We start from the raw sequence: 15,688 nt of genomic DNA on the forward strand, positions 1-15,688 counted from the left end.
CCGGGGGCTCCGCAGCCCGCTGGACCTGTCGACCCCCCGCGCGGCGGGGGGGCGGGGGGACGTGGAGCCGCGCGTCGCCCGCACGACGCCCCGGCGTCCTGAGGCGCAGGCCTTCGCGACGGCCCCCGCGCCCGCCGCGCCGACCGTCGACGCCCCCGCCGCTCCGGCCGCGGGCGCGACGACCGACGCCCCGCTCGCGTCGGCGTCCGCCGCCCCGGCGCCCGCCCCGGCGCCCGCCCCGGCCGACCTCCCGACGTCCGTGAGCGCCGGCCCGTCCGCCGCCACGTCGTTCGCCGGCGCCGCCGCACCGTCGGAGGCCCCCGCCGCACCGTCCGCGGAGCCGGCCGCCCGACCCTCCGCGGTCGCCCCGGCCTCGGCCGCCGTCGACACGGCCGGCCTGCCGCCCTGGGCGCTCGGCCTCGACGCCGTCGCGCTCGCTCCGGCCCGCCTGCTCGGCCGCCCGAAGCAGACGGCCCTGATCCTCGACCGCGACCTGTCGACGCGCGCCGACGCGCTCGTCGCGGCGACGGGCCCGCGCGTCACGTTCGCGGCGGTCGTCACCGCGATCCTGCACTTCCACCTGCCCGCCGACGGCGAGGCCGCCGCCCGCACGATCGGCGCCTACCGCCGCCGCAAGCTCGAGGCGCTCGACCACCCGTGGGAGGAGCGCAACGCGCGCCTGCCCGAGCCGCTGCGCGGCGAGCTCGACGAGGTCGTCGCCGGCGCCACCGGCCGCGTCGCGTCCGTGCACCGCTCGACGCTCGTCAACGCCCTGCTGGACGCCCACCTGCCCGCGACCGCCGACGAGGCCTCCCGCCTCGTCACCCGCATGGAGATGGTCCGCGGCGGGGCGTTCCTCGAGCACGCGGTCTGACGCGCGTGAACGACCCCGCGACCCCGCTGCGCAGGCGACTGCGCGCCGCGGCCCGCGGGGCCGGCGCGGTCGCCGGGATCAGCGCCCTGGGGATCGTCCTCGCCGGCGCGAGCGCCCACTCGGCGGCGGTGCAGCCGCCGCCGGGGAACACCGGGTTCGACCTGCAGCTCGGCGGTGACTACCCGCCGCCGGCCGACGCGGGCGTCGTCGAGCGCGACCGGACCGCCCCGGCCCCGGCCGACGCCTACGGCGTCTGCTACGTCAACGGCTTCCAGACCCAGGACGCCGAGATCGCCTGGTGGCGCCGCCGCCGCCCCGAGCTGCTGCTGCTGCGCGACCGCGACCTCGTCGCCACCGGTCGCCCCGGGTACGTGCGCGAGAGCTGCTGACGGGGGCCGGCGGGTCCGCCCCGTCGGCCGGCCGCTGGCGTGGCCCACGCGATCCACCGACCGTCCGCCGGCGCCCCGCCTCCGGCCGCTGCGCCGCGGGGCCCGCCGCCGACTCGGCTAGCGTCCGCGGCATGGGCGAGACGCGCACCGTGGACCTGCCGACCGCGGACGGCCCGATGGGCGTCTACGAGGCCCGGCCCGACGACACGCCCACCCGGGCCGTGTTCGTCTTCCAGGAGGCCTTCGGGGTCAACGACCACATCGAGGACGTCACCCGGCGGTTCGCCGACGAGGGGTTCCTCGCCGTCGCCCCCGCGCTCTTCCACCGCTCGGGCTCCCCGCGCATGGGGTACGACGACATCCAGCAGGTGTACCCGCACATGGGCGAGCTGACGTCGCGCGGGATCGAGGAGGACGTCGAGCAGACGCTCGAGCACCTGCGGCGCCTGGGCTTCGAGGACCACGCGATCGGGACCGTCGGGTTCTGCATGGGCGGGACGCTGTCGCTGGTCACCGGGGCGCGCCACCCGCTGGGCGCGAGCGTCACGTTCTACGGCGGCGGGATCGTCGAGGGCCGCTTCGGCGAGCCGCCGCTGATGGAGCTCGCGCCCGGGCTGCAGACGCCGTGGCTCGGCGTGTTCGGCGACGAGGACACCGGCATCCCCGTCGACCAGGTCGAGACGCTGCGCGCCGCCGCGGCCGAGGCCCTGGTGGACACCGACGTCGTGCGCTACCCCGACGCCGGCCACGGCTTCCACTGCGACGCGCGCTCGGCCTTCCGCCCCGCGCCGGCCCGCGACGCCTGGCAGCGGACGATCGCGTTCTTCGGCGAGCACCTGCAGGGCTGAGGACAGGACCGGGTCCCACCCCGTGCGTCTCGGGGGCGGAGCCTGATCCCCGATTCGGCCGGGCACGGCGCACCCGGCCCCTCACCGCCGCCGCAGCGCCCGCCACTCGTCGATCGTGTCCTGCTCGCGCGCGACCGACTCGCCGGAGCGGTCCACGTGCAGGTCGTGGGCGGCGTCCGAGCACCAGACGCCCGGGTGACGCTCCAGCCAGCGCTCGGCGTCGGCGGCGCCCTGCTCGACCAGCAGCTCCACGAAGCGCTCGTCGAACAGCAGGAAGCTCAGCAGCTCGCCCCGCGCGCGGGACCGCCCGCCGCCGAGGATCCGCGAGAGCACCGGCAGGTCGGGGCTGCGCAGGCCCTTGAGGCCGGTGTAGCGCTCGCCGAAGACCTGCTCGGCGATCGCCGCGATCCGGCCGCGCTCGGCCGGCGCCACCAGCGCGTAGGGGATGCGCCGGTACGCGGGCTTGCCGCGCGCCAGCCGCTCGGTCCGGGCCGCGCGCGCCGAGGCGGTCGGCCCGCCGCCGTCCTCGACCATGAAGCTGTTGATCGCCGCCAGGCGGTGCAGGTCGTCGGCGACCTGGTCGACGAGCAGCCCGTCGAGGATGTTCGCCGTGACGTCCGCGAGGCGCGGCGCGTGCAGCGGCTCGGGCATCGGCGAACGCGCGGCGAACGGCTCGAAGCCGATGACGACGACGCGCTCGGCGCCCAGCGCCAGCGCCGGGGCGATCGGCGAGTTCAGCCGCACCCCGCCGTCGATGTACGAGTCGGCGGCCTCCGGCGGCGAGCTGACCTGCACGGGCGGGAACAGCAGCGGGATCGCCGCGCTGGCGCGCACGTGCTCGGGCTTCAGCTCGTCGACGGCGACGTAGCGCAGGTCGTCGGACGGGCCGCCGCTCGGCACCGGCCCGCCGGACTGGACGAAGCCGACGGGCCCGCCGCCGCTGAGCGCCGTGGCGATGACGCAGACCGCGTCGACCCGGCCGTGCCGGATGTTCGTGCGCACGGCCTCCCAGTCGATCCAGCGGTCGAGCGAGCGGGCCAGCGGCGACGGGTCCATGAGGCCCGAGAGGCGCACGCCCGGCACCTCGAGCATCTCGCCGATCATCCGCGCGATCGTCGGCACGAGCGACGGGCCGAGGAACGGCCGGATCACGTCGTCCTTGCGCATGCCGCGCCACGTCTCGAGCGCGAGCGCCGCGGCCTTCTCGGGCGGCAGGTGCGCCACCGACGCGTAGAAGACGGCGTTGATCGCCCCGACCGACGTCCCGCAGAAGACGGAGATCCGCTCGCCCCGGGCCTCGAGCGCCGGCGTCAGGACCGACAGCGCGCCGACCTCGTACGCGCCGCGCGCGCCGCCGCCGGGCAGCACGACCGCGATCCGCGGCCCGGCCGGCCCCGCGCCGCGGGCGTCCCAGGCGGGAGTCGCCCGGGTCCGGTGGCCGTTGCGGGGCGCAGGGTCGTCGGGGGTTCCGTGCACGCCTCAGAGCCTCGCGCGGACGCGTCCGCGTGACCATGGACCGCGGGCCCGGCCGGGCCAGGGACGACTCGCCCTCGTGTCCGGGCCGGGTGCGGCTGACGGTCCCGGACGGGGCGGGCCCGACTCGCCCTCGTGTCCGGGCGGCGCACGAAGGCGGTCCTAGGCGGGCCGCCGCGACGCTGCGCTCCGGCACGCACGACCGGCGCGAAGCCGCCTCGGCGGCGGGCCCGGCCGCCCGATGCGCGATTCTTGAGGGGTGGACGCCCGGCCCCGCCTGTACCTCAACCACGACGTCGACTTCGACTGGCTCCGCGCCGTCGAGTTCGGTCGGGTGACGGAGGACCAGCCGGCCGACCGCTGGCACGCCCTGAGCCCGGGCTTCGCGTACCTCGCCGAGGAGGCCGGCGGGCGGATCGTCGGGTTCCTGATCGAGGACTTCCCGGAGTTCGACGAGGACGCCCCGGAGCACGCGGCGATCTGGCAGGACCCGCGGTTCGACGCGCCGGTCCTCGGCCTGTCCGACGCGACCGCCGGCGAGATCGTCCTGGCGGCGCGCACGTTCTTCGCGGGGCGCGACTCGATCAACCGCTCGATCTTCGGGATGGCGACCGAGGTCGACGGCGAGGAGGCCGTCGAGCGCTGGCGACACTGCCTGGAGGCCGGCGACGGGATGGCGCACTTCGCGCTCGGCTACACGCTGTTCGAGCTGGGCCGGCACGCCGAGGCCTACCGACACCTGCGCCACTACACCGAGATCGCCCCGATGGGCGCGTGGAACTGGTGCTGGTACGGCCGCGCCGCCGAGGCGATCGGCGAGACCGCGGAGGCCCGCGCGGCCTACTCCCGCGCGATCGAGCTGGAGGACCTCGAGGACGGCGAGCAGACCGACGCGGCGGAGCGGCTCACCGCGCTCGGCGGCGAGTGACCCGGACCGCGGCGCCCGCGGGTCAGCGCGCCGCGGCCGGCGCCGGGCGCGCGGCCCGGACCCGGGCGGCCTTGGGCTTCTCGCCCGGCTTGTAGCACCCGCCGCCGGGCTTGGACCCGAACGCGCAGAAGTTCTTGATCGTCTCGCAGTTGCGGTACGTGTAGTCGTTCTCCAGGCGCACGCGCAGGGTGTCCTTCCCGGGCCCGCAGTCGATGGTCCCGCGGCCGTAGTAGGCCCACACGTAGTCGTTCCCGGCACCGCCGCGGATGACGTTGCGGCCGTGGCTGGAGTAGAGCCAGTCGTTCCCGGCGCCGCCGTCGAGGACGTCGACCTGCTTCGTGCCGTTGTTCTTCGGGTCCCAGTCGCCCCAGAGGATGTCCTTGCCGCCCTTGCCGATCATCCGGTCGGAGCCGTGGTGGCCGAGCAGCTCGTCGTTGCGGGCGCCGCCGGTCTTGGTCGAGTCGCGGGAGTCGTTCACCTTCCAGAGGATCCCCGTGACCTTCGGCCAGCCCGCGTGGCTGACCTTGCCGGTATCGCCGCCCCCGGGCGTCGTCCGGCCGCCGCCGTCGACGCAGCCCTCGGCGTCGCGCAGCGGCGGGCAGAGCGCGGCGGCGCCGTCGGGATCCGCCGGCGCGGGGTCCGACCCCGCGGCGAGGGCCCCGGCCGAGCCCGCGGCGAGGACGGCGACGGCGAGGGCCGCCGCGGCGCCCGCCCGGCGACGGGAGCTGGCTGGGCGGGAGTCGGGGACGCGCATCGGGCGACCCTAGTCCCGGGGTGCGGCCACCGCCATCGGTCATCCGGCGGATCCCGAGCGCCGGACATCCATCCCAAGTAAGAGGTGCCACATGCTACTTTCGCGGTATGGCCACCGACAGCGTCATCAAGCCCGACCACGCGGCGTCGGGGCGCCACCCGATCTTCACCGACGAGCACGAAGAGCTGCGGGCGTCGATCCGATCGTTCGTCGAGAAGGAGCTCGCCCCGCACGCGGACGAGTGGGAGGAGACGACGTTCCCCGACTCCGTGTTCACGCGGATGGGCGAGCTCGGCTACCTCGGCCTGCACTACCCCGAGGAGTACGGAGGCCAGGGCGGCGACTACGCCACCCAGATCGTGCTGGCGGAGGAGATGTCCCGCTCGCACTCCGGCGGCCTCGTGATGGGCGTCGCCGTCCACACCGACATGGCGAACCCGCCGCTGAAGCTCCTGGGCACCCACGAGCAGAAGCTGCACTACCTCGTGCCGGCGCTGAAGGGCGAGAAGATCGCCTGCCTCGGCATCACCGAGCCGGGCGCGGGCTCCGACGTCGCGGGCATCCAGACGACCGCCGTGCGGGACGGCGACGAGTGGGTCGTCAACGGCTCGAAGCTCTACATCACCAACGGCCACCGCGCCGACTACATCGTCCTCGTCGTCAAGACCGACCCCGACGCGGGTTACGGCGGCTTCAGCCTGCTGCTGGTCGACATGGACTCCCCCGGCGTCGTCCGGGAGAAGCGCCTCGAGAAGCTCGGGATGCACGCGTCCGACACGGCGCTGTTGGCCTTCCAGGACGTGCGCGTGCCCGCCGGGAACCTGCTGGGCGAGGAGGGCAAGGGCTTCTACCACATCATGTGGGAGCTCCAGGGCGAGCGGCTGATCGCCGCCGCGGGCGCCGTCGCGGCCGCCGACCGGCTCGTCGAGCGCACGCTGGAGTTCGCCCGCCAGCGCCAGGCGTTCGGCCGCTCGATCGGCACGTTCCAGGGCATCCGCTGGAAGTTCGCGGAGATGGCCACGAAGATCGAGGCCGGCCGCCAGATGACCTACAACACCGCCTGGCGCGTGATGCAGGGCGAGTACCCGGTGCGCGAGATCTCGATGGCGAAGCTCTACACCTCGCGCATGGCGTGCGAGGTCGCCGACGAGTGCCTGCAGATCCACGGCGGCGCCGGCTACATGAAGGAGTACGGCATCGAGCGGGCCTGGCGCGACCTGCGCCTGAACCGCATCGGCGCGGGCACGGACGAGACGTTGCTCGAGGTCATCGGCCGGTCGTACGGGCTGTGAGCACGGCGGAGCGGGCGGGGTCCCCCGGGGCAGGAGACGGGACCAGCACCGGCGCGCGCCCGGCTGCTGGCGAGGGCGAGGGCGAGGGCGACACGCCGGACGGCAAGGGCGCGACGGCCGCGGCATCCGCCGGGGTTGACCACCGCGCCGCCCGTCTCCCCGACCCGCCGTTCACGGCCGAGCACGAGGAGCTGCGCGGCTCGATCCGCCGCTGGGTGGAGACGGAGCTGCAGCCGCACGTGCAGGAGTGGGAGGACGCCGAGTGGGTGCCGTCGTCGGTCTTCCGGCGCGCGGGCGAGCTCGGGTTCCTCGGCCTCGCCTACCCCGCCGAGCTCGGTGGCCAGGGCGGCGGCCCGATCCACGAGGCGGTGCTGCAACAGGAGCTCGCGCGCTCCGGCTCGGCCGGCCTGGCCGCCGCGCTCGGCGCGCCGATCACGATCGCGACCCCGCCGATCCTGAAGTTCGGGACGCCGGAGCAGCAGGTCCGCTGGGTCCCGCCGGTCCTCGCGGGCGAGAAGGTCGCCGCGCTGGCGATCACCGAGCCCGGCACCGGCAGCGACGTCGCGGGCGTGCAGACCACCGCACGGAAGGTCGACGGCGGCTTCGTCGTCACCGGGGAGAAGTGCTACATCACGGGCGGCGTCCGGGCCGACCACCTGGTCGCGGCGGTGAAGACCAAGGACGCGGACCCGCCCGCCCGCCACGGCGGCATCTCGTTCCTCGTGATCGAGCGCCCCCCGGCACCGGAGGGGTCCGAGGACGACCCGGCGGCGCTGGGCGCGGACCGCGGAGACGGCATCACCGCCCGGCCGCTGCAGAAGCTCGGCTGGCACGCGTCCGACACGGCGCTGATCAGCCTGCAGGACGTCTTCGTCCCCGACGACCACCTGCTGGGTGAGCTGCACGGCGCGTTCAAGCTGATCATGAGCAACTTCGCGTGGGAGCGGATCTCGATGGCGCTCGGCGCGGTCGCGGGCATGGAGGCGGTGCTCGAGACGACGAAGGCCTACGTCGCGCAGCGCCGGGCGTTCGGCCGCCGGATCGCCGACTTCCAGGGCACCCGCTGGGCGCTGGCCGAGATGGGCACGAAGGCCGAGGCCTGCCGCGCCCTGACGTTCGCGGCGCTCCGCAAGCACGAGCTCGGCGTCGTGACCCCGATGGAGGTCGCGCAGGTGAAGCTCCTGACCCAGCGCGCGATGGTCGAGGTCGCCGACGGCTGCCTCCAGCTGCACGGCGGCGCCGGCTACATGAAGGAGTACGGCATCGAGCGCGCCCTGCGCGACGCGCGCCTGGGCCCGATCGGCGGCGGCACCGACGAGATCATGAAGGACGTCATCGGGCGGCTGATGGGGGTCTGACGCGGGTGGAGGGTCTGACGCGGGCAGACACGGACCCGCCTGGGGGCGGAGCTGCCACGTCGGTGGTGGCGGGTCCGCGGCCGGCGGAACGGGGTCGGCCGATCCCCGGCCACGCGGTGTCCACGATCGTCCGCGGGTCCCCGGGAGACGCCGGTGCCCGACGGGGGTCGGCCGATCCCCGGCCACGCGGTGTCCACGATCGTCCGCGGGTCCCCGGGAGACGCCGGTGCCCGACGGGGGTCGGTCGATCCCCGGCCACATGGTGTCCACGATCGTCCGCGGGTCCCCGGGAGACGCCGGTGCCCGACGGGGGTCGGTCGATCCCCGGCCACGCGGTGTCCACGATCGTCCGCGGGCGCCGGCGCCTCCGGCCGGCCCGGGTCGGTGCCCGCGCCGGCCGACCGGGTACCGGTTCGGGCCATGGAGCTGCAGGAGATCACGCCCGGCCTCTGGCGCTGGACCGCCCCGCATCCCGACTGGGTCGCCGACGCCGATCCCGACTCGCCCGACGGGTGGGACCGGGACGTCGGCTGCGTGCTCCTCGCGACCGAGGACGCCACCATCCTGATCGACCCGCTCGTCGCCGACGAGGCCGGCGCGTGGGAGCCGCTGGACGACGTCGTCCGGGCGCGCGGCCGGCCGGTCGTGGTCCTGACGACGATCGCGTTCCACGACCGCAGCCGCGACGCCGTGCTCGCCCGCTACGACGGCGCGGTCCTCGGCGAGCCGGACGCGCCGCCGGCGGGCGTCGAGGCGATCCCGCTGCCCGACGCCGGCGAGACGATGTTCTGGCTCCCCGGGCCCCGGGCCCTCGTGCCCGGCGACCGCCTCCTCGGCGACTCGGACGGCGGCGTCCGCCCCAGCCCGGAGTCGTGGACGGGCTACATGCCGCGGCCGCTCGCCGCCGCCGAGCTGCGGGCGTTGCTGACGCCGCTGCTGGACCTGCCCGTCGAGCGGGTCCTCGTCTCGCACGGAGATCCGGTCCTGCGGGACGGGCGCGCGGCGCTCGCCCGCGCCCTCGAGGGCGCCTGACCGCGACGCGGCGCCGGAGCGGACGGCGCCCGCCCGACACGGGCTCCGCCGTCGCCGTCCGCGCCCCCACGCGCACCCCGAGCGCCGCCTCGCCGGGCTCCGCGTCGCGGTCGCTCCGGACCTCGGGCGGCGCGCTTCCCGCGCCGTGCTCGCCACCACGCCGGCCTCCCCCACCGACCTCGGACGGCCCGCGGCAGCGCCGTGCGCGATCCTCCCCGGCAGGCACCACGACGGAGGAGCGGGACATGGGCGTACTGGACGGCAAGGTGGCGATCGTCACCGGATCGGGCCGCGGGATCGGGCTGGCGACCGCGCGGCTGCTCGGCGAGCAGGGCGCGACCGTCGTGGTCAACGACCTGGACCCCGACGTCGCCCGCGAGGCCGCCGACGGGATCGCCGGCGAGACGAGCGTCGTCACCGGCGACCTGACGAAGCCCGGCGTCCCGGACCGCCTCGTCGAGGAGACGATCGCGGCCCACGGGCGGATCGACATCCTCGTCAACAACGCCGGCTACACGCTCGACGCGCCGTTGCACAAGCTCACCGACGAGGCGTTCCAGCGGATGCTCGACATCCACACGATCGCGCCGTTCCGACTGATCCGCGCGGCCGCCCCGCACCTGCGCGAGCCGGCGAAGAAGGAACGGGCGGAGGGCGTCGAGGTCTTCCGCAAGATCGTCAACGTGTCCTCGATCTCCGGCACCTTCGGCAACGCCGGCCAGGCGAACTACGCCGCCGGCAAGAGCGCCATCGTCGGCCTGACGAAGACCCTCGCCAAGGAGTGGGGTCAGTTCAAGGTCAACGTCAACGCCGTCGCGTTCGGCTGGATCGAGACCCGTCTGACCGCGCTGTCGGGCGACGACAACGTCACCGAGATCGACGGGCAGCAGGTCCGACTCGGGATGCCGGAGGCCGCCCGCGACGCCGCCGCGCTCGGCGTGCCGCTCGGCCGCGCCGGCACCCCGGAGGAGGCCGCCGGCGGCGTCTTCTTCCTCTGCTCGCCGTGGGCGGACTACGTCCACGGCCAGACGCTGCACGTCACGGGCGGCGCGTCGGGCGGCATGACCGGCTGAGGGACGGGGGCCCGCCCCGCGCGACTCGGGCACAGAACGCGCCCCAGGGCGACGGGGCGCGGCGTACCCGGAGGAGCGCTCGTCGCCCCGACGCGGCCGGCGCGGCGGGATCCGCTGCGCCGGACGGTGCGTCGGGGGCGATCTGTCCCGGGCTTCGCCACGCGCGGCGCAGGTCCTTCCCGGTCGCCCTCCGCGCCGTCGTCCTTGCCGGCCCGCGCCCGTCGGCCCGTCCCTGCCGGCCCGCGCCCGCCGCCCCGCACTTGCCGGCCCGCGCCCGTCGGCGACCGCCGGGCGGCGTGGGCGGAGAACCTCAGACCGGTCAGGCGCCCGGCGGCCGCCAGGCCTTCGCGGCGGGCCGGCCGCCGTCCTCGACGACGCCGTAGAGCGTCTTGATCTCGTCGAAGATGCCGTCGGCGACGGCCTGCGAGTCGTCGCGGTCCGCGCCGCCGGGTCCCCGGCGCTCCCAGCGCAGCGGCTCGCCGAAGAGGATCGTGATCTTCGGGAAGTGGCCGCGCTTGAGGTTGCGCACGTGCGAGCTGCCGTGGATCGCGCACGGGATGATCGTGGCGCCGCTCTCCAGCGCGATCCGGCCGATGCCGGGCTTCGCGCGCTCCGCGAGCTTGCCGCTGCGCGACCGGCCGCCCTCGCAGTACATCGCCATGCAGCCGCCGCGGTCGAGGATCGCGTGCACGGTCTTGAAGGTCTCGGTGTCCCGCTGGCCGCGGCGCACCGGGAACGTCCCGCCGTTGGCGTACAGCCGGTCGATCGGCGGCTTGAACATCTGCGACTTCGCCATGAAGTGGATCTTCCGGCGCGTGCCGAGGCCCATGAAGAAGTGGTCGAAGTTCGAGAAGTGGTTCGGCGCGATCACCAGCGGGCCCGACGCCGGGATCCGCTCGGTGCCGTAGGCGACCGTGCGGTAGAAGCCGACGCCGACCAGCGAGGTGAACAGCCGCGTCAGGTCGTACGCCGGGCCGGGTTCCTTCTGCCGCGTCCGGACGTGGTACTTGTCGAACAGCTCCGCGGGCCGCGGGTCGACGTAGACCTGTTCCTTGAGCTTGACCAGGTCGTCCGCCATCGGCCGGATCCTAGCCCGCCGCGGACCCGCGCGGGTGCCCCGAGCCCCGCCGCAGACCCATGCGATCGCGACCCGAGACGCTCGGGGTGCGGACCCCACCCCATCCCGATCAGTCCGGCACGGCCTGCCGCAGCGAGCGCCGCACGGCGTCGGTCCAGCCGACGTGGAGCGTCGCCGCCTCGTCGCGGGACATCCGCGGCGTGTACTCGGCGGCCTGGCGCCACGTCCGCGAGACGTCGCGCTGGCTCCACGCGCCGACGCCGACGCCGGCCAGGAACGCGGCCCCGAGCGCGGTCGTCTCGTGGATCGCCGGCACCACGACCGGCACGCCCAGGACGTCGGCCTGGAACTGCATCAGCCAGCGGTTGGCGGTCGCGCCGCCGTCGGCCTTCAGCACGCGCAGGTCGTCGCCGGCGGCGGCCTCCATCGCGCGCACCGCGTCGACGGTCTGGAACGCGATCGACTCGAGCGTCGCCCGTGCCAGGTGCGCGCGGGTGCTGCCGCGCGTCAGGCCGGTGATCGTGCCGCGGGCGTAGGGGTCCCAGTGCGGCGCGCCGAGGCCCGCGAACGCGGGGACGAGGTAGACGCCGTCGTTGGACGTCAGCGACCCGGCGAGCCCCTCCGTCTCGCCCGCGCTGTCGATGATCCGCAGCCCGTCGCGCAGCCACTGCACGGCGGCGCCGGTCGCGAAGACCGAGGCCTCCAGCGCGTAGACGGTGCGGGCGCCGATCTGCCACGCGACGGTGGTGATCAACCCGTCGTGGACCGTCGGCTCGCCCTCGGGGAAGTCGTCCGCGGTGCCGGTGTTCAGCAGCACGAACGAGCCCGTGCCGTACGTGTTCTTGCCCTCGCCGCGATCCAGGCACGCCTGGCCGTAGAGCGCGGCCTGCTGGTCGCCCGCCGCGCCGCCGACGGGGCACGTCGCGCCGCCGAGGACGCCCTCGCGCACCCGGCCGAAGCCGCCGATCGAGGGACGGACCTCCGGCAGCGCGCGGATCGGGACGCCGAGCAGCTCGCAGAGCTCCGGGTCCCAGTCGCCGGCCTTCAGGTCGAAGAGCATCGTCCTCGACGCGTTGGACGGCTCGGTGACGTGCTCGCCCGTGAGGTTGAAGAGCAGCCAGGAGTCGATCGTCCCGAAGACCGCGGTGCCGCGCTCGGCGCGCTCCCGGAGCTCCGGCAGGTGCTCGAGCAGCCACGCGATCTTCGTCCCCGAGAAGTACGGGTCGAGCACGAGGCCGGTCTTGCGCCGGACGAGCGGCTCGTGGCCCTCGTCGCGCAGCCGGTCGCACATCCCGGCGGTGCGGCGGTCCTGCCAGACGATCGCCCGGTGCAGCGGCTCGCCCGTCGCCGGGTCCCAGACGCAGACGGTCTCTCGCTGGTTCGTGATCCCGACGGCCGCCAGCTGCGCGGGGTCGAGGCCGGCGTCGTCGCAGGCCTCCAGCGCGACGGCCCGGGTCGTCGCCCAGATCTCGCCGGCGTCGTGCTCGACCCAGCCCGGCTGCGGGAAGTGCTGGGCGAACTCGCGGTAGGCGCGGCCCATCGGCACGCCGTCCTCGTCGACCACGAAGCACGTGGTGCCCGTGGTGCCCTGGTCGATCGCGAGGATCATCGGCTGCTCCTGGTCGGCGGGTGGGCCGGCGCCGGCCCGGACGTGGCGCGGGCGCGGGCGGGGACGCCGGGCATGCAGGACGGGCGGCGCGTGGGCATCACGTGCGCCCCGGGGCGCCGGGAGGACCGGGCACGATGCCGTCGGCGGACCGGTCGGTCGCCTCGTCGGCAGCCTCGGCGTCCGGCGCGGGGGCGCCGGGCAGCAGCGTCGCGACGAAGTCCGCGATCCGGTGCAGCGCGTCGCGGGCCTCGGGCGTACCGGCCCACGCGGGGACGACGTGCAGCGCGCCCTCGTAGACCTCGAGCGTCGCCGGCACGCCGGCGGCCGCGAGCGTCCGGGCGACCCGGGCGCCGTCGTCGCGCAGCACCTCCCCCGCCCCGACCTGGACGAGCGTCGGCGGCAGCTGCGCCTGCAGCTCGTCGGGGGCGAACAGCGGCGAGATCCGCCAGCTCTTCGGGTCCTCCCCGCCGGCCGCGACCCGCGCGCAGCGGCGCAGGCCGACCTCGGGGATGAACGGGTCCTCGGCGGCGTTCAGCCTGATCGACTCGCCGCTGGCGGACAGGTCGCTCCAGGGCGAGAGCAGCACGAGCGCGGCCGGCAGCGGCAGCCCGGCCTCGGCGGCGTGCAGGACGAGCTGGTGGGCGAGGTTGCCGCCCGCCGAGTCCCCCGCGACGACGATCCGCGAGGCGTCGGTGTGCTCCAGGACGGCCCGGTAGACGGCAAGCGCGTCCTCGATCGGGGCGGGCAGCGTCCACTCCGGCGGCAGGCGGTAGTCGACCGAGACGGCGGGCAGCCCGGTCACGTGCGAGAGCCGGGCGACGAGGCCGCGGTGCGTACGGACGGAGCCGAAGACGTAGCCGCCGCCGTGCAGGTAGAGGATCAGCGGCTCGCCGTCGCGCGGCGAGGCCGGGGCGGGCTGCTCCGGGTGGCCCTTCATCGCGCGGCGGGCGCGGATCCGCTCGCAGTGGACGCCGCCGATCTCCGTCTTCTCGACCGCGGTGCCGCGCAGGATCGGCACGTGGTCGGTCGGGTCCATCATGCGCTGGAGCATCCGGATGCCGCGCGGCGTCATGCGCCAGCCCTTGGCGATCGGCAGCCAGAAGCGCCGCGTCCGGCCGCCGAGCTTCACGGTCTGCGGGCTCGGGGGACCGAACTCGTGCACCGTCGGTTCGCGCACCACGGAGGACATGCGGGGACCCTACCTGCGGGCGTACGCGGTCCTCCGCGCGCCACGGGAGTGCGACCCGACACAGGACGCCCTACCGGCGGTCGCAACCTCTCCCGCGCCCCGCCGACGCGGCTATGGTCCGCGCCTCATGCCCGGCGAGCTGCTCACGGACCACCCCGCCGACGGGGTCGTCCGCCTGACGATCTCCAACCCGTCGCGCCACGGCGCGCTGGACCACCCGATCCTCGACGCGCTCGCCGCGGCCGTCCGCGAGCACGGCGGCGAGGCCGGGATCGCCGCCGGCGTCCGCGCGATCGTCCTGACCGGTGCCGGCGGCCGGTTCTCCTCCGGGTACGACCTCAGCGGACTGGGCGACCTGGCGCGCGAGGAGTTCGTCCGCCGGGCCGAGGCCCTGATCGCCCACCCGTTCACCGCCGCGATCGAGGCCCTCGAGGCCACGGACGTCCCGACGGTCGCCGCGCTGCCCGGTCACACGATGGGCGGCGGCCTCGAGCTCGCGCTGGCCTGCGACCTGCGCGTCGCGGCCGACCACATCGAGCTGGCGATGCCGCCCGCCAAGCTCGGACTCGTCTACCCGCACACCGGCCTGCGCCGCTTCGTCGACGCGATCGGCGTCGCCCGCACCCGCGAGCTGTTCCTCCTCGGCCACTCGATCGACCCCGGCACCGCGCTGGCGTGGGGCCTGATCAACGGGGTCTCCGACGCCGAGGACCTGCAGGACGAGGTCCTCGCGCTCGCGACCGACCTCGCCGGCGGCGCGCCCCTCTCCCTGCGCGGCAACAAGCGGATGCTGCGCGCGCTGCTGGCCGCCGAGGGCGACGTCGGCCCGGCCCTGGAGGCCGAGCTCGTCGCCCTGCGCGAGGAGAGCTTCCAGAGCGACGACCTGCTCGAGGGCGTCACGGCGTTCCGGGAGAAGCGGCCGCCGGTGTGGCGGGGGCGCTGAGTCGGGCCGCGCGGCCTCGCCCCCGTGTACGCCGCCCGGTGCCTGCCACACTCGGTGCGTGCGACGTGTGTGGCGAGCCGCGAGGGGGCGGCTGTTCGTGGACCGTGAGCAGCGACGGTGGCTCGAACGCGTCGCCGGCGTCGGCGACGCGTTCGACGATCGCCAGAGGGCGGTCGCCGCCGAACGCCGGCGCGTCGCTCGCTCCGTCATCGCCGCGTACGCCGCCCTCGGACCTCGGAGCGGCGCCGGCGGCCTGTATGCGCGCCTTGCCGCGTACCTCGAGGGGTTCGGCGCCGAACCAGCGGACGTCGGGGCGAGCGACCTCGTTGCCCCGCCCCCGGAGGCGGATGCCGATCGACGGGCGAAGATCCGCGCCGAGCTCGAGCTGCGCGCGACCGTCCTCGCCACGGCGCCGGATGTCGAGGACCCGGACGCAAGCGCCGACCGACGTCTCGCCGCCGCGCTCTGGACGGGCCTGGAGGCCATCGAGACGCGCTATGACGCGCTGCGGCGCGGACTCCTCAGCGACGCGCTCGCGGGGCTTCGCGAGCTCCAGGACGACCCGTGCGCGGACCTCGCGTTGCTCCGGCTCACGGCCGAGGGACTCACCGAGCACGTCCGATCCACGGAGGCCCAGACCGCGGCGTGGCGTGTTCCCGACGTCGAAGCGGCCGTCGACGCCGAGCGGCGCGTCCATGCGTCGATCACGACGATGCGCGACCACCGGCGTCTGCTGCTGGCGTGCTTCCGGCGCGGCACGAAGGCCCAGACCGCCCACCGTGACGCAGATCCCTCGGGCTGACCCCGACGCTGCAGACGCCGATGCGGACGGTGCAGCGCCGCCGAAC

The 15,688-nt window shown here is 75.6% G+C and carries 14 protein-coding genes and 1 pseudogene; 10 read left to right on the forward strand and 5 right to left on the reverse strand.

The features are described 5' to 3' along the window. The 3 genes and pseudogenes from AB0L40_RS07495 to AB0L40_RS07505 all read left to right on the forward strand — a co-directional run. Positions 1 to 874, forward strand: a pseudogene (locus tag AB0L40_RS07495) (hypothetical protein); the annotation flags it as partial. 5 nt (positions 875 to 879) lie between these two features. Continuing rightward, complete coding sequence (locus tag AB0L40_RS07500; protein ID WP_364351532.1) at positions 880 to 1,263, forward strand: hypothetical protein; 384 nt, start codon at positions 880 to 882, stop codon at positions 1,261 to 1,263. A gap of 131 nt (positions 1,264 to 1,394) precedes the next feature. Continuing rightward, entirely contained in the window at positions 1,395 to 2,111 is a 717-nt protein-coding gene (locus AB0L40_RS07505) for a dienelactone hydrolase family protein (RefSeq protein WP_364351535.1), read from the forward strand. Positions 2,112 to 2,192: 81 nt separating this feature from the next. Here the strand turns inward: AB0L40_RS07505 and AB0L40_RS07510 are convergent, their stop codons facing one another. Continuing rightward, a complete protein-coding gene (locus tag AB0L40_RS07510) occupies positions 2,193 to 3,587 on the reverse strand; it encodes a patatin-like phospholipase family protein (RefSeq protein ID WP_364351538.1) in 1,395 nt (464 codons plus the stop codon). 256 nt (positions 3,588 to 3,843) lie between these two features. Between AB0L40_RS07510 and AB0L40_RS07515 the strand changes: the two genes are divergently transcribed. After that, a complete protein-coding gene (locus tag AB0L40_RS07515; RefSeq protein WP_364351541.1) occupies positions 3,844 to 4,512 on the forward strand; it encodes a hypothetical protein in 669 nt (222 codons plus the stop codon). 22 nt (positions 4,513 to 4,534) lie between these two features. On the opposite strand, the gene AB0L40_RS07520 is transcribed toward AB0L40_RS07515, so the two are convergent. Then, complete coding sequence (locus tag AB0L40_RS07520) at positions 4,535 to 5,266, reverse strand: calcium-binding protein (protein WP_364351544.1); 732 nt, start codon at positions 5,264 to 5,266, stop codon at positions 4,535 to 4,537. Positions 5,267 to 5,373: 107 nt separating this feature from the next. On the opposite strand from AB0L40_RS07520, the gene AB0L40_RS07525 reads away from it, so the two are divergent. From AB0L40_RS07525 to AB0L40_RS07540, 4 genes are all read left to right on the forward strand, one after another. Then, a complete protein-coding gene (locus tag AB0L40_RS07525; RefSeq protein ID WP_364351547.1) occupies positions 5,374 to 6,558 on the forward strand; it encodes an acyl-CoA dehydrogenase family protein in 1,185 nt (394 codons plus the stop codon). Beyond that, positions 6,555 to 7,916 carry an acyl-CoA dehydrogenase family protein gene (locus AB0L40_RS07530; RefSeq protein ID WP_364351550.1) on the forward strand — a complete coding sequence of 454 codons (1,362 nt, stop codon included), beginning with the start codon at positions 6,555 to 6,557 and terminating at the stop codon, positions 7,914 to 7,916. The genes AB0L40_RS07525 and AB0L40_RS07530 overlap by 4 nt, the downstream gene beginning before the upstream one ends. A gap of 420 nt (positions 7,917 to 8,336) precedes the next feature. After that, a complete protein-coding gene (locus AB0L40_RS07535; RefSeq protein WP_364351553.1) occupies positions 8,337 to 8,948 on the forward strand; it encodes a hypothetical protein in 612 nt (203 codons plus the stop codon). Between the two features lie 245 nt (positions 8,949 to 9,193). Further along, positions 9,194 to 10,021 carry an SDR family NAD(P)-dependent oxidoreductase gene (locus AB0L40_RS07540; RefSeq protein ID WP_364351556.1) on the forward strand — a complete coding sequence of 276 codons (828 nt, stop codon included), beginning with the start codon at positions 9,194 to 9,196 and terminating at the stop codon, positions 10,019 to 10,021. 319 nt (positions 10,022 to 10,340) lie between these two features. On the opposite strand, the gene AB0L40_RS07545 is transcribed toward AB0L40_RS07540, so the two are convergent. The 3 genes from AB0L40_RS07545 to AB0L40_RS07555 form a co-directional block, all read right to left on the reverse strand. Beyond that, positions 10,341 to 11,099, reverse strand: coding sequence for a lysophospholipid acyltransferase family protein (locus tag AB0L40_RS07545; protein ID WP_364351559.1), 759 nt, complete (start codon positions 11,097 to 11,099; stop codon positions 10,341 to 10,343). 109 nt (positions 11,100 to 11,208) lie between these two features. Further along, entirely contained in the window at positions 11,209 to 12,708 is a 1,500-nt protein-coding gene (gene glpK / locus AB0L40_RS07550; protein ID WP_364351562.1) for a glycerol kinase GlpK, read from the reverse strand. Between the two features lie 97 nt (positions 12,709 to 12,805). Next, a complete protein-coding gene (locus tag AB0L40_RS07555) occupies positions 12,806 to 13,897 on the reverse strand; it encodes an alpha/beta hydrolase (RefSeq protein ID WP_364351565.1) in 1,092 nt (363 codons plus the stop codon). Positions 13,898 to 14,024: 127 nt separating this feature from the next. On the opposite strand from AB0L40_RS07555, the gene AB0L40_RS07560 reads away from it, so the two are divergent. Both AB0L40_RS07560 and AB0L40_RS07565 read left to right on the forward strand, forming a co-directional pair. Further along, positions 14,025 to 14,840 (forward strand): enoyl-CoA hydratase-related protein, encoded by an 816-nt coding sequence (locus AB0L40_RS07560; protein ID WP_364351568.1) that lies wholly within the window; start codon positions 14,025 to 14,027, stop codon positions 14,838 to 14,840. A gap of 97 nt (positions 14,841 to 14,937) precedes the next feature. Next, positions 14,938 to 15,642, forward strand: a complete 705-nt coding sequence (locus AB0L40_RS07565; protein ID WP_364351571.1) for a hypothetical protein — start codon at positions 14,938 to 14,940, stop codon at positions 15,640 to 15,642. Positions 15,643 to 15,688: the final 46 nt, after the last annotated feature.

Origin of the sequence: Patulibacter sp. NPDC049589 (genome assembly GCF_040675535.1) — a bacterium.
Taxonomy (GTDB): Bacteria; Actinomycetota; Thermoleophilia; order Solirubrobacterales; family Solirubrobacteraceae; genus Patulibacter.